The sequence below is a fragment of the Halomonas sp. AOP43-D1-4 genome (assembly GCF_052446175.1).
In the GTDB taxonomy this organism is placed as follows: Bacteria; Pseudomonadota; Gammaproteobacteria; order Pseudomonadales; family Halomonadaceae; genus Vreelandella; species Vreelandella citrativorans.
The window spans coordinates 131,082-147,622 of the sequence record NZ_JBQSVY010000008.1 but is presented as its reverse complement, the minus strand read 5'-3'; the positions used below and the strand labels follow the sequence as shown (position 1 = coordinate 147,622).

The following is a 16,541-nucleotide window of genomic DNA, read 5'->3' as shown; positions in this document are numbered from 1 at the left end:
TACTTTGACGGCGCCAAGGGACTTTTAGAACCCTTTAAGCGTTAATTTATGCTCTACAACAAGAGAGACATTATGCAGAATGCAGAACTACTCCAGGAGGGGCTCGCAATTATGGGGCTTGGGATGGGCTTTGTTTTTGTTTTTCTTACTATTTTAGTCATTAGCGTTACGTTGATGTCAAAACTGTTGGGACGTTTTCAGCCGACGCCTGTGCCGACGTTGGCAGGTACAAAGCCTTCGTCTGCTCCCGCGTTGAGTGGCGAGGACGAGGAAGTGACTGCAGTTATCAGTGCTGCGGTGCATCGTTACCGCTCATTAAAGCGTCACTAATCGGTAATTTTTTAGTCAGCCTATCCCCTTATTTGCCTTTATTTTGTTAGTTTTACTACATATCAATAATTTTAACGTGTGAGCTACTGCTATGAATGAGACAAAACGCCCGCTGGGAATTACCGATGTGGTACTGCGTGATGCCCATCAATCACTGTTTGCGACCCGCTTGCGTCTGGACGACATGCTGCCCATCGCTGAAAAGCTGGATCGTGTTGGCTACTGGTCGCTAGAGACCTGGGGTGGCGCCACCTTTGATGCATGCATTCGTTATTTAGGCGAAGACCCATGGGAGCGCATCCGGGCATTAAAAGAGGCGATGCCCAATACGCCTCAAGCCATGCTGCTGCGTGGTCAAAACCTGTTGGGCTATCGCCACTATGCGGATGACGTAGTCGATAAGTTTGTCGAACGGGCCAAAACCAATGGCGTTGATGTATTCCGTGTGTTTGATGCCATGAATGACCCGCGCAACCTGGAGCGCGCGATTACAGCGGTTCGTCAGGTGGGTGGGCATGCGCAGGGCACTATTTCCTACACGGTAAGCCCGGTACATACCCTGGATAGCTGGGTCGATCTAGCGACCAATATTGCCGAAATGGGCGCAGACTCGCTGGCTATCAAGGATATGGCGGGGCTGTTAACGCCTTATACCGCATTTGAGCTGGTAACGCGGCTGAAGAAAAATCTGTCTATTCCTGTTCACCTGCATTGCCATGCCACGACAGGACTTTCCACTTCCACCATTCTTAAGGCAGTCGAGGCCGGTATCGATAACGTCGATACTGCGATTTCGTCCATGTCTATGACGTATGGACATAGCCCCACAGAGTCCGTTGTTGCGATGCTCAAGGATACCGACCGTGATACCGGGCTGGACCTTGAGCTGTTGGAAGACATCGCGGGCTATTTCCGTGAAGTACGTAAAAAGTACGCTGCTTTTGAAGGTTCGTTACGCGGCATCGATTCGCGCATTCTGGTAGCCCAGGTGCCAGGCGGCATGCTGACCAATATGGAAAGTCAGCTGAAAGAGCAGGGTGCGGGCGACAAGCTGGACGATGTGCTTGGCGAAATTCCTCGCGTGCGTGAAGACCTGGGATTTATTCCGCTGGTGACGCCCACGTCGCAAATCGTCGGTACCCAAGCGGTAATGAACGTGATGATGGGCGAGCGTTACAAGTCCATTTCCAAAGAGGTGCAGGCGCTGCTGAAAGGCGAATACGGCGCGGCACCCGCCCCCTTTAACACCGAGCTTCAAGCCCGCGTGCTGGAAGGCGGTCAGCCGATTACCTGTCGCCCGGCGGATAACCTTGCACCTGAAATGCAAAAGCTGGCGGCAGAGCTTAAAGAGAAAGCCGGAGTCGAGCAGGTACGCCTGGCAGAAGGCGAGTGTGAAATAGATGATGTCCTCACCTACGCCCTGTTCCCGCAAATCGGTCTGAAGTTTCTTAAAAATCGTGATAACGCGGATGCTTTCGAACCTGCGCCCCAGGCGGCTGGTAGCGAGCCTGCCAAGCCTCCGGTGGTTACTCAAGGCAGTGCGCCAGAGGCGGCACGTGGCCCTGAAACCTATACCGTAAAACTCAATGGCAAAGCGTTTGTAGTGGAAGTTTCTGAAGGCGGCGATATTGGCCAGGTGCAAGAGCAGTCGGCTGCGCCTGCGGCGAGCCCCGCCCCGGCGGCCAGCCGTGGTGAAGCCATAGAAGCACCGCTTGCTGGCAATATCTTCAAGGTGAATGTGCGCCCTGGCGACCAGGTAGCGGATGGGGAAGTGGTCATCATTCTTGAAGCTATGAAAATGGAAACCGAAATTCGCGCCAGCAGTGCCGGCACGGTATCGAAAGTCAATGTTAGTGAAGGCGACAGCGTAGCTGTTGGCGACGTACTGATTGAGCTTTAAGGGCCTCGGGAATGGATAAGCTAGTCACGTTATGGGAGGGCTCGGGGCTTTATAACCTTGAGCTTGGCCAAGTGGTCATGATCGGGGTCGGGCTGCTGCTGCTCTATTTGGCGATCCATAAGAAATTTGAGCCGCTGCTGTTGGTGCCGATTGGTTTTGGGGGGATTCTTGCCAATATTCCCGAAGCTGGCCTTGCGATTTCAGCGCTGGACCAGGCCATTGAGGTTGGCAAGCCTGCCGTGCTTCAGCAGGTTGGTGCCGCGCTGGGCGTAATGCTGGATCCTTTGGCAGGTATTGATGCGTGGCGTGAAACGCTCAAAGTAGTTGCCCATGGTGAGGTAGCGCCAGAGCAGCTGCGTGCCGCTAAGGATATTGCGACAAGCGTCGGTTACAGCAATGGCATGCTGTATAACTTCTATTCAGTGGCCATTGCATCGGGTATCGCGCCGCTGTTGATCTTTATGGGCGTGGGTGCCATGACTGACTTTGGCCCGCTGCTTGCCAACCCTCGTACGCTGTTTCTAGGTGCTGCGGCCCAGTTTGGTATTTTCGCCACGCTGTTTGGTGCTGTTGTGCTGACCTCCATGGGCATCATGGACTTCTCGCTGAACCAGGCGGCAGCGATCGGGATTATCGGCGGCGCCGATGGGCCAACGTCTATCTATGTGTCCAGCGTGCTTGCGCCAGAGCTATTGGGTGCTATCGCGGTGGCGGCCTACGCGTACATGGCGCTGGTGCCGTTAATCCAGCCACCTATTATGCGGCTGCTAACCACTAAAAAAGAGCGTCAGATAAAAATGACGCAGCTGCGCCCCGTCTCCAGGCTGGAAAAAGTGATTTTTCCTCTCATGCTGTTGATCCTGGTCGCGCTGTTTCTACCCGACGCAGCACCGCTTCTGGGGATGTTTTGCTTTGGTAATTTGATGCGCGAATGCGGCGTGGTAGAGCGGCTTTCGGATACCGCCCAGAACGCGCTGATCAACATCGTGACGATCGTTCTAGGGCTTTCTGTTGGCTCAAAGCTGATGGCGGAAAGCTTCTTGACGGTGGAAACCCTCGGGATTCTAGGGCTGGGTATTGTGGCCTTCGGAATTGGTACCGCCGCCGGCGTGTTAATGGCCAAGCTGATGAACCTAATGAGCCGTATGCCGATTAATCCGCTGATAGGTGCTGCCGGGGTATCCGCTGTGCCTATGGCGGCGCGTGTAGCTAATAAGGTCGGTCTGGAATCCAATCCGCATAACTTCTTGTTGATGCATGCGATGGGTCCAAACGTGGCAGGGGTAATTGGTTCTGCCGTGGCTGCCGGGGTAATGATTAAATATTTGGGATAAATAGACAGGATTGACGGGGAAGCAGAAGTGCCCCATGCACGGCTTACGGTTTACTCCGTAAGCCGTTTTTGGTTCAGGGGGCGGGGGCGTTTACTGGGGTAACGTCCAGCGTGCACTTTAGGCGATTTTCCAAGGGGGAAAGGTCGAACGTATGGTCGCGGGGCCAGCCAATGGTGAGCTGAACACCTTCGCCATCGTAGTTGACGTGTTCAATGGGGATGGCCTTTTCGTCGCACCAGGCGCGGGCGATAGCCTCGCTGGCAAAGGTAAGGCGTAGCGTGTAGGCGTCTCGCTCAATCACTTCACGCGTCGGTAAGGTTTCCAACGCATGGCTGATGGCTTGAGCGTAAGCCCGTGCCAGCCCGCCGGTGCCTAGCTTGGTGCCGCCGAAGTAGCGCGTCACGACACCGCCGATTTCACCCATTTGGCTGCCTTGAAGTACCTGGTACATTGGCCGACCGGCCGTGCCGCCAGGCTCGCCATCATCGGAAAAACCAATCAGTGTTTGCTCCCCGGGCGGCCCAGCAATATAAGCCGTACAGTGATGGCTGGCATTGGGGTGAGCAGCTCTTTCCGCTTCAAGAAGTGCACTAAAAGCGGCCACATCTGGCGCATGGCATAGCCACGCCAGAAACTGGCTTTTTTCGACCTCTATCTCGGCGGTATGCCACTGCGAGGCAGCTAAATCAGGAACTTGATAACGCAATCAGTGCTCCATAAGGCCATAAGAATTGGCAGCAAGGTCGTTGGCACTATCCTGCGCCACACCCATTACCATTCCTAACACTTGAATATCGCGATTGTGCAAAAAGAGATCCGGCGCTTGGGTGTCGGCAGGCCATAAATGTACGCCAAAGCGACTGATCGAGAGCTGCTTCAACGCAACAGGCTGCTGATTGATGTGAGCGACGGCGGTTTCTTCGTGGGTATCGCATTGAAAACGCCGAATAATAATGACATCTCCATCAAACAAGTTGCAATCACGCATTCGGTTACCACGTATTTTTAGGGCGTAGGTATTGTGGCGCGTTCTGCGTGGTGCTGTTTTAAAGGCGCGTGCCGATTGAATGCCTTTAGGTGCGCAGGACGCGCTGCTCAATACGGTAGAACCGGCGTGAGTTGGTGCTGACATCGATATATTCATAGGAAATTCTCCAATGCAGCGCCCTTTCCCTAGGCGTTTAGTAGTGGCAAGCCAGCAGGTTGTTGGCATGTCTTTTCATACAGTGTTTTAGTATACAGCTGTTTTTGCATACAGTGGTAGTGCTGTTTTTATCCAGTGCCTTTGGCTATTCAAAATGCTGGTCCCGTCGGCACGCTTGGTGCATTCTCACGGCCGCTGCGATTGGCTGGAGATAACGTGGCTTTCCGTGTAGAGTTTTGGCTAACTATCAACCTGTTGGGAGACACCTTTGAGCCTGTGCCTGCAAGCACGACAACTAGCCTGTGAGCGTGATGGGCGCTGGCTATTTGAAGGGCTCGATCTCACGATTCGCAGCGGTGACATCGTTCGAATTGAAGGCCCCAATGGCAGCGGCAAGACCACGCTGTTAAAGCTGCTGGCAGGTCAACTGAGTGATTACCAAGGCGAGCTTTTCTGGAACGGCGCGCCACTTCGCAAGGTGCGTGAACATTATCTGGCCAACCTGCTGTATCTGGGGCATTCGCCAGGCATCAAGGCTGGGCTTTCACCGCTTGAAAACCTGGCCTGGTACCAGGCGCTAAGCGGCGAGCGGGGGAATGAATCGCAGCGCCTGAGCGCTTTGGAGCAAGTAGGGCTTGGCGGTTTTGAGGACGTATTGGCCGGCCAGCTTTCGGCGGGTCAGCAGCGCCGTGTGGCGTTGGCCCGGTTAACGCTGACGCGCCGTCCACTCTGGGTGCTTGACGAGCCGTTTTCCGCCATTGACCACCAAGGCGTAGCCGCGCTTGAAGCGCAGCTTTCAGCTCATGCTCAAGCCGGGGGGAGCATTCTGGTAACCACTCACCATGGGCTGAATGCTTCGCCCGCCGCTCGCTGTATTCAACTGGGGTAGACAATGACGCAGGGGCAGAAGGCGACCACTACACTACTTGAAACGCCGGTGCCGGGCGGGCTGTGGATCGCCTTTACCGCTACCCTGAAGCGTGATGTAACACTGATGTTCAGACGCCGCGGCGAGCTGTTCAATCCGCTGGTCTTCTTCGCGCTGGTGATAACGCTGTTCCCAATCGGCATTTCACCCGACCGCGCCGTACTTGCGCTGATCGCGCCAGGTCTTTTGTGGGTAGCGGCACTTCTGGCGGCGCTTTTGTCGCTGGATAGCCTGTTTCGCACCGATTATGACGACGGCAGCCTTGAGCAGATGCTGCTCGCGCCTCAGCCGCTAGCCGCGCTTAGCCTGGCCAAGGTGCTGGCCCACTGGTTGTTGACCGGGCTGCCGCTGGCACTGGTCGCGCCGCTTCTGGGTGTGATGCTGGCCCTGCCTCCGGGCAGCTACGCGGTGCTTGCGCTTTCGCTTTTACTGGGCAGTGCCAGTTTGAGCCTGCTTGGCGCGATTGGTGCGGCGTTGACCGTCGGTATCGCGCGAGGCGGTGTACTGCTGTCGCTGCTTATACTGCCGCTGTATATACCGGTGCTTATTTTTGGGGTCGGGGCGGTGCAGGCTGCTGTCATCGGTGAAGGTGTCGCGGCGCACCTGGCCATGCTCGGGGCCCTGCTGGCCGCGTCGCTACTGTTGGCTCCCTGGGCGATTGCCGCCTCGCTACGCATCAGTATCAACGGTTGAGGACAGAACACGCCATGTGGACCTTTATTCATAAATGGGGCTCTCCCAAATCGTTTTATGCAATGAGTGCAAAGGTGCAGCCCTGGTGCTGGGCAGTCTCCCTGGTACTCATTGCGACCGGTACGGTATGGGGGTTAGCCTTTGCACCCACCGAGGTGAATCAGGGGCAGGGCGATAGCTTCAGGATCATTTATGTCCACGTGCCCGCCGCCTTTCTTGCCCAGTCGGTGTTTGTTTCGATGGCGGCGGCGAGCCTTGTCTTCATGGTATGGAAGATCAAGGTGGCGGATATGGCCGCGACAGTTATGGCGCCGTTTGGGGCGGTGATGACGTTTGTGGCGCTTTTTTCCGGGGCGGTGTGGGGTGTCCCCACCTGGGGCACTTGGTGGATGTGGGATGCCCGACTGACCTCCATGCTGATTCTGTTGTTCCTGTTTCTGGGTGTGATCGCCCTGCGCAGTGCTTTTGCCCGTCGTGAGGGGGGATCAAAAGCGGCTTCGGTACTGGCCATGGTTGGGGTCATCAATATTCCGATTATCAAGTACTCGGTGGACTGGTGGTTTACGCTCCACCAGTCGGCGACCTTTACGTTGACGTCGCGGCCCCTCATGCCCACGGAAATGTGGCTGCCGTTACTGATCATGGTGCTGGGCTTCTACTGTTTTTTTATCGCTCTCACACTGATGCGTACGCGGAGTGAAATCCTGCGTCGGGAAATTGATAAGCGCTGGGTCAGGGATTTGATCAGGGAGGCGCGGTAATGGCATTTACATCGTTTGGCGCGTTCTTGGCCATGGGCGGACACGGACCTTACGTGTGGGCGGCCTGGGGCGTCACGGCACTTTTGATGGTTGCCTGCATCATTCATGCTCGTTTTGAGCGCCGCCAACTGGCCAGTGCTGTAAAACGCCGTGCCCGGCGTGGTGACCGTCATCCACCCCATCAAACGAGACATGCTGATGACACCTAAACGTCGCCAGAAGCTGGTGATCATTCTCGGCGCGCTGGCGCTAGCCGCCGTGGCGGTAGGCCTCACGCTCTACGCCCTGCGCGCTAATATCAACCTGTTCTACAGTCCGGTGCAGATTGCCCAGGGTGATGCGCCCATCGAGCGGACAATCCGTGCAGGCGGTATGGTAAAGGAGGGCACGGTTATCCGTGACCCGCAAAGCCTGAACGTCGAGTTCCTGGTAACCGACTACGTGGACGAGCTTGCGGTGGCCTATAACGGCATCCTGCCGGATCTGTTTCGCGAAGGGCAGGGCGTGGTGGTGGTAGGCAAACTGTCTACAGATGGGCGGTTTATCGCTGACAAGGTGCTTGCTCGCCACGATGAAAACTACATGCCGCCCGAAGTGTCGCAAGCGTTAGAAGAGGCAGGCTACTCGCCTGCTGATTATCAGGGCCAACCGGTTGAAGCAGCCAAGCGTGAATAGGTTGAGCCAATGTCCTATACCCTAGAGTCCGTGTCATGCTGGAGTGCCGATGTTGGTAAAACTGATCCCTGAGCTTGGGCACTTCGCGTTAATTATTGCCCTGCTAATGGCGGTATTGCAGGGCGTAATGCCATTAGCCGGAGCTGCCACGCGCAGGCCGCTTTGGATGGCATATGGTCATCCCATGGCCACGGGGCAGTTTCTGTTCATCGCGGTGGCTTATGTGTGCCTAACCGCCAGCTATGCGGTGGATGACTTCAGCGTGGCGAACGTCGCCAACAACTCCAACTCGCTGTTGCCCTGGTACTACAAGCTCAGTGCGGTGTGGGGCAACCATGAAGGGTCGGTGCTGTTGTGGAGCCTGATGCTGGCGGGCTGGGGGTATGCTGCTTCGCGCTTCTCAGGCGGCCTGCCTCGCGACATGGTAGCGCGGGTACAGGGTGTGATGGGCTTGATTAGCGTGGGATTTTTACTGTTTATCCTGCTGACGTCCAATCCCTTCGAGCGGCTTTTGCCCAACGTGCCTCACGATGGCGCGGACCTTAATCCGCTGCTTCAGGATATTGGCTTGATTGTTCACCCGCCGATGCTCTACATGGGCTATGTCGGGTTTTCCGTCGTGTTTGCCTTCGCCATTGCCGCGCTGCTGGGGGGGCGGTTGGATGCGGCCTGGACGCGCTGGGCGCGCCCCTGGACCAATATTGCCTGGGCCTTTTTGACGGTGGGTATTGCATTGGGCAGCTGGTGGGCCTACTACGAACTTGGCTGGGGAGGCTGGTGGTTCTGGGACCCGGTGGAAAACGCCTCGCTGCTGCCCTGGCTAACCGGCACTGCGCTGATCCATTCGCTGGCTGTCACCGAAAAGCGCGGCTCGTTTAAAAGCTGGACCGTACTGCTGGCCATTTTTACCTTTTCGCTATCGCTGCTGGGTACCTTTCTGGTGCGTTCTGGTGTGCTTACCTCGGTGCACGCGTTTGCCAATGACCCCTCACGCGGCTTGTTTATTCTGGTGCTACTGACGATCACCGTGACGCTTTCTCTACTGATATTTGCGCTGCGCGCGCCCCGCGTGAGCCATCATGCGAGCTTCAACTGGCTATCACGAGATTCGCTGCTGCTTATCAACAATATTCTATTGGTCATCATGACCGTGACTATTTTGCTGGGCACGCTCTACCCGCTGATTTTAGACTCGCTCAAGCTGGGTAAAATCAGCGTGGGCCCACCGTACTTTAATGCGCTTTTTGTACCGCTGACGGTTGTGATGTGTCTCTTTATGGGGCTTGGTCCGGTCGCTCGCTGGAAGAACATGTCGGCCAGTGAGCTGTGCCGTAAGCTGTGGCTTGCTGGCGTCGCTGCGCTGGTGCTGGGTATGGTGTTGCCGCTGATATACACCGGTGAATGGAACCTGTGGGCCTCATTGGGTATTGTGGCTGCGCTGTGGATCGTGCTGCCGATTGGGAAGGACATGTGGGATAAAACCCGCCACGGCGCCAGCCGCCTGGCGGGTTTGCGCAAGCTTTCCCTGGCGTATTGGGGCATGGTGCTCGGGCATGTGGGAATTGCAGTGACGATTATTGGTGTGGCCGTGGTGTCCAACTATGCCACTGAGCGCACGGTGCGTATGGCGCCGGGCACCGAGCTTGACGTCGCGGGCTATCAGTTCACGTTGACGGAGCTTAAAAGCCGCCGAGGCGCCAACTTTATGGCCGATACGGCCGTCATTCAGGTGCGCAATATCGAATCAGGGCATGGTTTTATTATGCGCCCTGAGAAGCGCTTTTATCTGGCAACGGGTATGCCCATGTCCCAAGTCGCGCTACGCCCCGGCTTGTTTCGGGATCTTTACGTTGCCATGGGTGAAGATTTGGAGGATGGCAGTTGGGCCATGCGTATTCAATATAAGCCTTTTGTACGCTGGCTTTGGTTGGGCGGTTTGTTGATGGCGTTAGGCGGCATACTGGCAATAGTGGATAAGCGCTATCGCCGAACCAGAACGGCCGACCGTGCCGACGTGGCCCGCTCGCCCAAAACGCAGGAAGCCGCGCTATGAGCCGTCGACTATGGCTGTTACTGCTACCGCTGGGTTTTCTTCTGGTGGCGCTGTTTTTATATCAGCGTTTGCAGCATGACCCGTCAGCCCGGAACTCGGCGCTGATGGCACGTGAGTTTCCGACATTTGAGGCCACCACGTTGCGTGATGAAGGCCGCCTGGTCGATCAAACGCTGCTCCAAGGGGAGGTCTCACTGGTTAATGTGTGGGGCGAATGGTGCCCGGCCTGCAAGCAGGAAATGCCCCAGCTTTTGGCATTGGCCGACCAGGGGGTTCGTATGGTCGGGGTGAACTATCGCGATACCCGCGAGAAGGGAATGCACTTTTTAAACGAGTTTGGCGACCCGTTTGAAGTGAATATCTTTGACCCTGATGGCAGCCTGGGCTTTGATCTCGGCGTTTATGGCGCGCCGGAAACGTTTCTGGTTGATGCCGAAGGGATAATTCGCTATCACCATAAAGGCGATATCTCGCCTCAGGATATGGCCGAGCGTATTTTGCCGGAGGTCGCCAAATGGCGTTAATACGTACCCTGGCCGTGCTCTTCCTGCTGCTGTTGTCGGCAAGCGTTGTGGCGGAGGGAATCGAACTGCGTGAGTTTGACGACCCGGTGCTGGCGCAGCGTTATCACGCATTAACCGCGTCCATGCGCTGCCCACTGTGTGAAAACCAGGCCATCAATGATTCGAACTCGCCTATCTCCGCCGATATGCGGGAACGGGTGTATCAAATGCTGCAGGATGGGCGCTCCGATAGCGAAGTGATCAATCACATGGTAGAGCGCTTTGGCGACTATGTTCTCTATAATCCGCGCCTGGAGAGCCGTACCTATCTTCTGTGGGGGCTGCCCATCGGGTTAGGCGTCGGGGGTGTTTTGATCGTGCTGCTGATTGTACGCGCACGGCGCCATGCGTCTGCCAAGGCGCTAAGTGCTGAAGAGCGCGCTCGGCTGGGTGCGCTGATTCAGCGCAGGAGATCCTCATGACGCTTTTATGGGTCGCCATGGCGATTATCATGTTGCCAGCGATTGTCTTGCTACTTTCCCCGCTGCGTAAGGCGCATGCGCTTTATGATCAGCAACGTGCATATGAAGCCAACGACACTTCGGCCGAGCAGAACGTGGCCATTTTTCAGCGTCGGCTTACCTCGTTAGAGACGGCTCATGCGCGTGGCGATGTTAGTACCGCGCAGTTTGAAGAAGGAACGCTGGAACTTGAGCGTAGCCTTCTGGAAGATACTGCCACGCTGGCCGTACGACCGCTACAATCGCCCCTTGCCGGGCGTTTAGCTGTGCCATTGATTGCCTTGAGTGTGGTGGCCATCAGTCTTTTTTGGTACCTGGAAGAGGGGGCCGAGGGTGATCTTGCCCTGTATGGCGTTCAGCAGGAATTACTCAACGACCCCGGCGCTACTCCAGACACGTATATTCGTCGTATGGAAGAGCAGGCCGCGCTTCAGCCGGGCAATGCCAACGTGTGGGCCTCGCTGTTTCCGCTGTATCGCGATACCGGCCAGGAAGATAACGCCATCGATGCGCTGGAACGGCTCATCGCGCTGGAAGGCCGGCTCCCTGCACTGCTCGCCCAGCTTGCGCAAATTCGCTTCTTTATGGCAGGGCGTGAGCTGACCCCGGATGTGCAGCGTTTGGTGAATGAAACGCTGGCTCAGGACCCACGCCAACCAACGGTGCTCGGTCTGTTAGGCATTCACGCGTTTGATAACGGCGATTACGAGGGCGCAATGGACCGCTGGCGCCGCGCGCTGGCAACGGTCAACGATCCGAACACGGCCGACTCGCTACGCGAAGGTATCCGCGCGGCCCAGGAACGCCTGGCCGATACATCCGAAACAGCGGCGGCTGATGAGCTCTGAGCCAATCACCGCTGCCGAAGTCGTTATGAATCATGTATTTTGAATACGTCTCATGTTTATAAATAATTTTTTGTAGGATTGGCATGCGCTTAACCTCTATCCGCCTTGTTGGATTCAAGTCGTTTGTCGATCCGGTCACGGTGCCCTTCGACGGTAATATGACCGCGATTGTCGGCCCCAATGGCTGTGGCAAGTCCAATATTATCGACGCCGTGCGCTGGGTGATGGGCGAGTCTTCCGCTAAAACCCTGCGTGGCGAGTCCATGGCCGACGTTATCTTTAATGGCTCGACCGGGCGCAAACCGGTGGGCCAGGCGTCTATTGAGCTCAAGTTCGACAATCGCGATGGCACCATGGGTGGCGTGTATGCCCAATACGCGGAGATCGTGGTCAAACGGTTAGTGACTCGTGACGGCCAGTCCAACTACTTCTTCAATGGCCAAAAGTGCCGTCGACGGGATATCGCCGACCTGTTTATGGGCACCGGGCTTGGCCCGCGCTCCTACGCGATTATCGGCCAGGGCATGATCTCGCGATTGATTGAAGCTCGCCCCGATGACTTGCGCTCAACGCTTGAAGAAGCCGCGGGCATTTCCAAATACAAGGAGCGCCGCCGCGAAACCGAAAATCGTATGCGGCGCACCCAGGAAAACCTTGAGCGTTTGGACGATATTCGCGAGGAGCTGGATAAACAGCTTGAGCGCTTAAAGCGCCAGGCCGAGGCGGCCAAACGCTATCAGGAGTTAAAGCAGCAGGAGTACCGGCTTAAAGGCGAGCTGGCACTGCTACGCGGGCGCACCTTGCGGGCAGAGCAGTCGCAGCAGGAGAGCCGGGTTCGTGAGCTGGAAATCTCAGTTGAAAAAGATGTGTTTGGCGTACGCCAGTGCGAAACCCGCCTGGAGCAAGCTCGTGAGCAGCACGATGAGCTGGCCGAGGTACTGGAGCGCCACCAGCAGCAGTTTTTTGAAACCACCACGCGCATTGCACGGCTGGAGCAGGATCAGGCTCACCGGCGTAGCCGTGAGTCCCAGCTAGCCAACGATATTGCCACTGCACGGCGCGAGCTGGATGAGCAACGCCTGGTGAGCGAAGGCGACCGAGAGCGCCTTGCGGCCATCGACGAACGCTTTGAGGATCTGGCGCCCGAACACGAAGTGCTGGAAGAGCAGCTGGACGCCCTGGAACAGGCCTTGGCCGATGCTACCCCCGCCATGGAAGCCGCCGAGCAGCAGTGGTCGGACGCCGAAAATCGCTGGCGCGATGCCAGCCGCGAAGCCGACCGCAGCCAGGACCAGCTACGCGATTTAGAGCAGCGTATTCAACGCTTACAGGCAGAGAGCCAGCGGCGGCGCCAGCAGCGCGGCGATTTGGCGGACTTGAGCGCGCTACGCGAAGAGCACGCTCAGTTCCAGGCACAGTTGGAAGAAGCTGAAGAGCGTTCCGAAGCCTTCACCCAAACGCGTGAACAGTGGCAGCAGCAGTACAGCGATGCCAAACAGCGTTATCAACAGGCAACGCTTACCCGTGATGATAAACGCGCTGAATTGAGCCAGCGCCAGGGTGAGCTGGCCTCGCTGCAAACCTTGATGGATGCCGCGCTGGCCGACCATGACCCGGACATGGAAGCAACCCTGGCAACCCACGGGCTAAGTAATGCCCCTCGCCTGGGGGAAACCCTCAGCGTGACACCCGGTTGGGAGACGGTCATTTCCTGGCTGTTGGCGCCCTGGTTGAATGCTCGCCTGGTCGCAAGCCACCAGCTTGCCGCACTGCCGCAGGCGCTGGCTACCGACTGGTGTTTGATTGATGAGCAAGCGCCCGCCGCTTCAACCCAGGGCCAGCGGCTGGATTCACTGGTAAGCGGCGCTGGTGCGATAGGTGCATGGTTAGCAAGTATTCACTACGTTGAGTCCGGCGCCGAGGCTGAGCAGCTTGCGCCCGGCCTTGCAGCGGGAGAAAGCGTTGTTAGCCGTGACGGCGTTTGGCGGGGGCGCGGCTGGCTGCATCAGCAGGCCAATGGCGAAGGCGTTGATGCCTTACTGGTAACGCGGCGCCGTTTCAAGGAGCTGGACGCCCTGCGCGAGCAGGATGAAGAAGCGCTGGCGCTGGCTGAAGAACAGTGCGAAACGACCAGTGAGACTATTGAAGCCCTGGAGCTTTCCCGTGAACAGCAGGCTGAGCAGGAGCGTGGCCATGCTGCAAGCGTTCAGCAGTTGGCCATTAAAGAGCGTAGCGCTGCCCAAAAGCTGGAGCATTTGGAGAGCCGGGCCACCGAGCTTGATGCGGAGCTTGGGCAACTGCAAGAGGATGAGGCAGCGTTAACGCTTACCCTGGAGGAGCAGCGTGCCCGCTGGCACGTGGCGATGGAAACGCTGGAAACCACTGCACAAGCACGCGAAGAGGCCAGCGAGCAGCGTGGCCGCCAGCGCGAACAGCGCGACCAGCTGACTCAGCAACACGGCCCGTTAAAAGCACAGCAGCAGACGTTGGCATTAGAGCGTGAACGGTTAACCGCTGAGCGGAGTAGTTTGCGCGCCCAGCAGACGCGCTCCAGCGAAAGCGAAGAGCGCTTGACGCTACGCATAGCAGAGCTAGAAGAGTCACGGGAAACGCTACTTGAGCCGGACGAGTTGGCCGGTGAAGAGCTTGAAGAGCTACTACATCAGCGTGAGCAGCAGGAGCGCCGCCTTAACGAAACGCGCCAGCAGGCCCAGTCGCTGACAGAACAGCTGCGCAATGATGAGCTGGCCCGCCAGCAGCACGAACGCAATCTTGAACAGAGCCGCGAGCAGCTTCAGCAGCGGCGTATGGATGTTCAGGCGCTGGCGCTAAAAGCGGCCACGCAAGATGAGCAACTGGCCGAACTGGGGCATGACGCCGATGCCCTGGCCGAGAACCTGCCAAGCGATGCCAGTGAGCAGGTTTGGCAGGAGCGTTTGGAAAGCACTGGCGAGAAGATACGCCGCCTGGGCGCCATTAATCTGGCAGCGATTGAGGAGTACGACCAGCAGGCCGAGCGACGCAACTATTTGGAAGCCCAGCACGCCGAACTGACCGAAGCGCTGGAAACCCTGGAGCGAGCGATCAAGCGTATCGACCAGGAAACGCGGGTACGTTTCAAGGAAACGTTTGATCAAGTGAATAGCGGTTTGCAGGAGCTCTTTCCCCGCGTGTTTGGCGGTGGGGCGGCCTGGCTAACGCTTACCGGTGATGATCTTCTGGAAACCGGGGTGGCGATCATGGCGCGTCCGCCGGGTAAGAAGAACAGCACGATTCATCTGCTCTCCGGTGGGGAAAAAGCACTGACTGCGCTTTCGTTGGTGTTCTCGATCTTCCAGCTCAACCCTGCGCCGTTCTGTATGCTCGATGAAGTTGACGCGCCGCTGGATGATGCCAACGTGGGTCGATATGCCAAGCTCGTAAAAGAGATGTCGGAAAACGTTCAGTTCATCTATATCACCCACAACAAGATTGCCATGGAAGCCGCCGAGCGCCTGATGGGGGTGACCATGCAGGAACCCGGCGTGTCGCGCCTGGTATCGGTGGGGATTGATGAAGCCGCCGCGTTGGTGGATTAGGCGAATTAAGGCAGAATTTTCTTAGCCTTCGCCTAGCTCACGCATCACTGCATACAGCCTGGATTTGGCTTCAAAGCCTACGCCTGGAAGATCGGGCAGGCCGACGTAGCCATTTTCAACCTGAATGCCGTCAGCGAAGCCACCAAACGGCTGGAAGACATCCGGATAGGATTCGTTGCCGCCCAGGTGCAAGCCTGCGGCGATATTCAGTGACATTTGGTGGCCGCCGTGGGGTACGACGCGGCGCGATGACCAGCCAAGCTCATCCATCACGTTCAGCGTGCGCATGTACTCCACCAGCCCATAAGAGAGGGCGCAGTCGAACTGCACGAAATCGCGATCGGCACGCATGCCGCCATGGCGTAGCAGGTTACGGGCGTCCTGGTGCGAGAACAGGTTTTCGCCGGTCGCCATGGGTAATTCATAGTGGTTGACAAGCTCCGCCTGAAGCGCGTAATCCAGCGGGTCACCGGCTTCTTCGTACCAGAAGAGGTTATAAGGCTTCAGCGCTTCGGCGTAAGCGATTGCCGTTTTCAGGTCAAAGCGCCCATTGGCATCTACCGCCAGGCGGCTGCCATCGCCAACGACTTCAAGCACGGCTTCGATACGCCGAATATCTTCTTCAAGCGGGGCGCCGCCAATCTTCATTTTTACCACGTTGTAGCCACGCGCCAGGTAGCTACGCATTTCGTCCTGCAGCCTGGTGTGGTCTTTACCAGGGTAATAGTAGCCACCAGCCGCATATACCCAGACCTTATCGTCGGCCTGGCCGTTTCGATAACGCTCGGCAAGCAACTGGTAGAGCGGTTTGCCCTCAATTTTGGCGACTGCATCCCAAATTGCCATGTCGATCGTGCCTACCGCGACCGAGCGCTCACCGTGCCCGCCGGGCTTTTCGTTTTTCATCAGGGTGTTCCAGATAGCAAACGGGTCCAGGTTGTCGCGGGCGTGATCAATGAGCGTGTCGGGGTTGGCCTCGGTGATTCTATCCAGAAAGCGGTCCCGCATGAGCGCTCCCTGGCCATAGCGCCCGTTGGAGTTAAAACCGTAGCCAATCACGGGTTTACCGTCGCGTATCACATCAGTGATGACGGCCACGACCGAACAGGTCATTTTGGAAAAATCGATATAAGCGTTGGCAATCGGGGAGGCAATCGAAACGGTTTTCTCGCGAATATCCACAATACGCATGGCAAGCTCCTTGGTGGTTAAGTGCTTAACCCTATGCGTGACAAGGGGGGCTGCCCAATGCTATTACTAGGTGCTCCCATGC

At 57.1% G+C, this 16,541-nt stretch carries 16 protein-coding genes; 13 read left to right on the top strand and 3 right to left on the bottom strand.

Features of this window, described 5'->3' with window-relative positions:
- The first annotated feature begins 72 nt into the window (after positions 1 to 72).
- The 3 genes from ACT3RQ_RS10575 to ACT3RQ_RS10565 all read left to right on the top strand — a co-directional run bounded on the left by ACT3RQ_RS10575 (position 73) and on the right by ACT3RQ_RS10565 (position 3,564).
- The gene (locus ACT3RQ_RS10575) at positions 73 to 330 is read left to right on the top strand and encodes an OadG family protein (RefSeq protein ID WP_193056492.1); all 258 of its coding nucleotides are present in this window, start codon (positions 73 to 75) and stop codon (positions 328 to 330) included.
- Between the two features lie 91 nt (positions 331 to 421).
- Positions 422 to 2,230 carry a sodium-extruding oxaloacetate decarboxylase subunit alpha gene (oadA, locus tag ACT3RQ_RS10570; protein ID WP_193056493.1) on the top strand — a complete coding sequence of 603 codons (1,809 nt, stop codon included), beginning with the start codon at positions 422 to 424 and terminating at the stop codon, positions 2,228 to 2,230.
- A gap of 11 nt (positions 2,231 to 2,241) precedes the next feature.
- Positions 2,242 to 3,564 (top strand): sodium ion-translocating decarboxylase subunit beta, encoded by a 1,323-nt coding sequence (locus tag ACT3RQ_RS10565; protein ID WP_193056494.1) that lies wholly within the window; start codon positions 2,242 to 2,244, stop codon positions 3,562 to 3,564.
- A gap of 73 nt (positions 3,565 to 3,637) precedes the next feature.
- Here ACT3RQ_RS10565 and ACT3RQ_RS10560 read toward each other — a convergent pair whose 3' ends face one another.
- Together ACT3RQ_RS10560 and ACT3RQ_RS10555 are read right to left on the bottom strand one after the other, a co-directional pair.
- Positions 3,638 to 4,270: an IMPACT family protein gene (locus ACT3RQ_RS10560; RefSeq protein ID WP_444680455.1), complete on the bottom strand. Its 633-nt coding sequence runs from the start codon at positions 4,268 to 4,270 to the stop codon at positions 3,638 to 3,640.
- Positions 4,271 to 4,708, bottom strand: coding sequence for a LexA family protein (locus ACT3RQ_RS10555; protein ID WP_172118680.1), 438 nt, complete (start codon positions 4,706 to 4,708; stop codon positions 4,271 to 4,273). It abuts the gene before it with no gap.
- Positions 4,709 to 4,976: 268 nt separating this feature from the next.
- Between ACT3RQ_RS10555 and ccmA the strand changes: the two genes are divergently transcribed.
- The 10 genes from ccmA (at position 4,977) to smc (ending at position 15,268) form a co-directional block, all read left to right on the top strand.
- Positions 4,977 to 5,597 (top strand): cytochrome c biogenesis heme-transporting ATPase CcmA, encoded by a 621-nt coding sequence (gene ccmA / locus ACT3RQ_RS10550; protein ID WP_172118681.1) that lies wholly within the window; start codon positions 4,977 to 4,979, stop codon positions 5,595 to 5,597.
- A 3-nt stretch (positions 5,598 to 5,600) separates the two neighbouring features.
- Complete coding sequence (ccmB, locus tag ACT3RQ_RS10545; RefSeq protein ID WP_193056495.1) at positions 5,601 to 6,329, top strand: heme exporter protein CcmB; 729 nt, start codon at positions 5,601 to 5,603, stop codon at positions 6,327 to 6,329.
- A gap of 14 nt (positions 6,330 to 6,343) precedes the next feature.
- Positions 6,344 to 7,090, top strand: coding sequence for a heme ABC transporter permease (locus tag ACT3RQ_RS10540; RefSeq protein ID WP_193056496.1), 747 nt, complete (start codon positions 6,344 to 6,346; stop codon positions 7,088 to 7,090).
- A complete protein-coding gene (gene ccmD, locus ACT3RQ_RS10535; protein ID WP_193055343.1) occupies positions 7,090 to 7,299 on the top strand; it encodes a heme exporter protein CcmD in 210 nt (69 codons plus the stop codon). Before ACT3RQ_RS10540 ends, ccmD begins: the two co-directional genes overlap by 1 nt.
- Positions 7,289 to 7,765 carry a cytochrome c maturation protein CcmE gene (gene ccmE / locus ACT3RQ_RS10530; protein WP_193056497.1) on the top strand — a complete coding sequence of 159 codons (477 nt, stop codon included), beginning with the start codon at positions 7,289 to 7,291 and terminating at the stop codon, positions 7,763 to 7,765. Before ccmD ends, ccmE begins: the two co-directional genes overlap by 11 nt.
- 49 nt (positions 7,766 to 7,814) lie before the next feature.
- Positions 7,815 to 9,818 carry a heme lyase CcmF/NrfE family subunit gene (locus tag ACT3RQ_RS10525; protein WP_193056498.1) on the top strand — a complete coding sequence of 668 codons (2,004 nt, stop codon included), beginning with the start codon at positions 7,815 to 7,817 and terminating at the stop codon, positions 9,816 to 9,818.
- A complete protein-coding gene (locus ACT3RQ_RS10520; RefSeq protein ID WP_193056499.1) occupies positions 9,815 to 10,342 on the top strand; it encodes a DsbE family thiol:disulfide interchange protein in 528 nt (175 codons plus the stop codon). The genes ACT3RQ_RS10525 and ACT3RQ_RS10520 overlap by 4 nt, the downstream gene beginning before the upstream one ends.
- Positions 10,333 to 10,803, top strand: a complete 471-nt coding sequence (locus tag ACT3RQ_RS10515; protein WP_193056500.1) for a cytochrome c-type biogenesis protein — start codon at positions 10,333 to 10,335, stop codon at positions 10,801 to 10,803. The genes ACT3RQ_RS10520 and ACT3RQ_RS10515 overlap by 10 nt, the downstream gene beginning before the upstream one ends.
- Positions 10,800 to 11,690 (top strand): c-type cytochrome biogenesis protein CcmI, encoded by an 891-nt coding sequence (ccmI, locus tag ACT3RQ_RS10510; protein WP_193056501.1) that lies wholly within the window; start codon positions 10,800 to 10,802, stop codon positions 11,688 to 11,690. The genes ACT3RQ_RS10515 and ccmI overlap by 4 nt, the downstream gene beginning before the upstream one ends.
- An 83-nt stretch (positions 11,691 to 11,773) precedes the next feature.
- Entirely contained in the window at positions 11,774 to 15,268 is a 3,495-nt protein-coding gene (gene smc, locus ACT3RQ_RS10505; RefSeq protein WP_193056502.1) for a chromosome segregation protein SMC, read from the top strand.
- A 21-nt stretch (positions 15,269 to 15,289) separates the two neighbouring features.
- Here smc and ACT3RQ_RS10500 read toward each other — a convergent pair whose 3' ends face one another.
- Complete coding sequence (locus tag ACT3RQ_RS10500; protein ID WP_193056503.1) at positions 15,290 to 16,459, bottom strand: mandelate racemase/muconate lactonizing enzyme family protein; 1,170 nt, start codon at positions 16,457 to 16,459, stop codon at positions 15,290 to 15,292.
- Positions 16,460 to 16,541 lie beyond the last annotated feature (82 nt).

Excerpts from the sequence above, each read along its gene's own strand:
- ACT3RQ_RS10575 (WP_193056492.1), top strand. The coding sequence starts at position 73 with ATGCAGAATGCAGAACTACTCCAGGAGGGGCTCGCAATTATGGGGCTT.
- oadA (WP_193056493.1), top strand. The coding sequence starts at position 422 with ATGAATGAGACAAAACGCCCGCTGGGAATTACCGATGTGGTACTGCGT.
- ACT3RQ_RS10565 (WP_193056494.1), top strand. The coding sequence starts at position 2,242 with ATGGATAAGCTAGTCACGTTATGGGAGGGCTCGGGGCTTTATAACCTT.
- ACT3RQ_RS10555 (WP_172118680.1), bottom strand. The coding sequence starts at position 4,708 with ATGAATATATCGATGTCAGCACCAACTCACGCCGGTTCTACCGTATTG.
- ccmB (WP_193056495.1), top strand. The coding sequence starts at position 5,601 with ATGACGCAGGGGCAGAAGGCGACCACTACACTACTTGAAACGCCGGTG.
- ACT3RQ_RS10540 (WP_193056496.1), top strand. The coding sequence starts at position 6,344 with ATGTGGACCTTTATTCATAAATGGGGCTCTCCCAAATCGTTTTATGCA.
- ccmD (WP_193055343.1), top strand. The coding sequence starts at position 7,090 with ATGGCATTTACATCGTTTGGCGCGTTCTTGGCCATGGGCGGACACGGA.
- ccmE (WP_193056497.1), top strand. The coding sequence starts at position 7,289 with ATGACACCTAAACGTCGCCAGAAGCTGGTGATCATTCTCGGCGCGCTG.
- ACT3RQ_RS10525 (WP_193056498.1), top strand. The coding sequence starts at position 7,815 with ATGTTGGTAAAACTGATCCCTGAGCTTGGGCACTTCGCGTTAATTATT.
- ACT3RQ_RS10520 (WP_193056499.1), top strand. The coding sequence starts at position 9,815 with ATGAGCCGTCGACTATGGCTGTTACTGCTACCGCTGGGTTTTCTTCTG.
- ACT3RQ_RS10515 (WP_193056500.1), top strand. The coding sequence starts at position 10,333 with ATGGCGTTAATACGTACCCTGGCCGTGCTCTTCCTGCTGCTGTTGTCG.
- ccmI (WP_193056501.1), top strand. The coding sequence starts at position 10,800 with ATGACGCTTTTATGGGTCGCCATGGCGATTATCATGTTGCCAGCGATT.
- smc (WP_193056502.1), top strand. The coding sequence starts at position 11,774 with ATGCGCTTAACCTCTATCCGCCTTGTTGGATTCAAGTCGTTTGTCGAT.
- ACT3RQ_RS10500 (WP_193056503.1), bottom strand. The coding sequence starts at position 16,459 with ATGCGTATTGTGGATATTCGCGAGAAAACCGTTTCGATTGCCTCCCCG.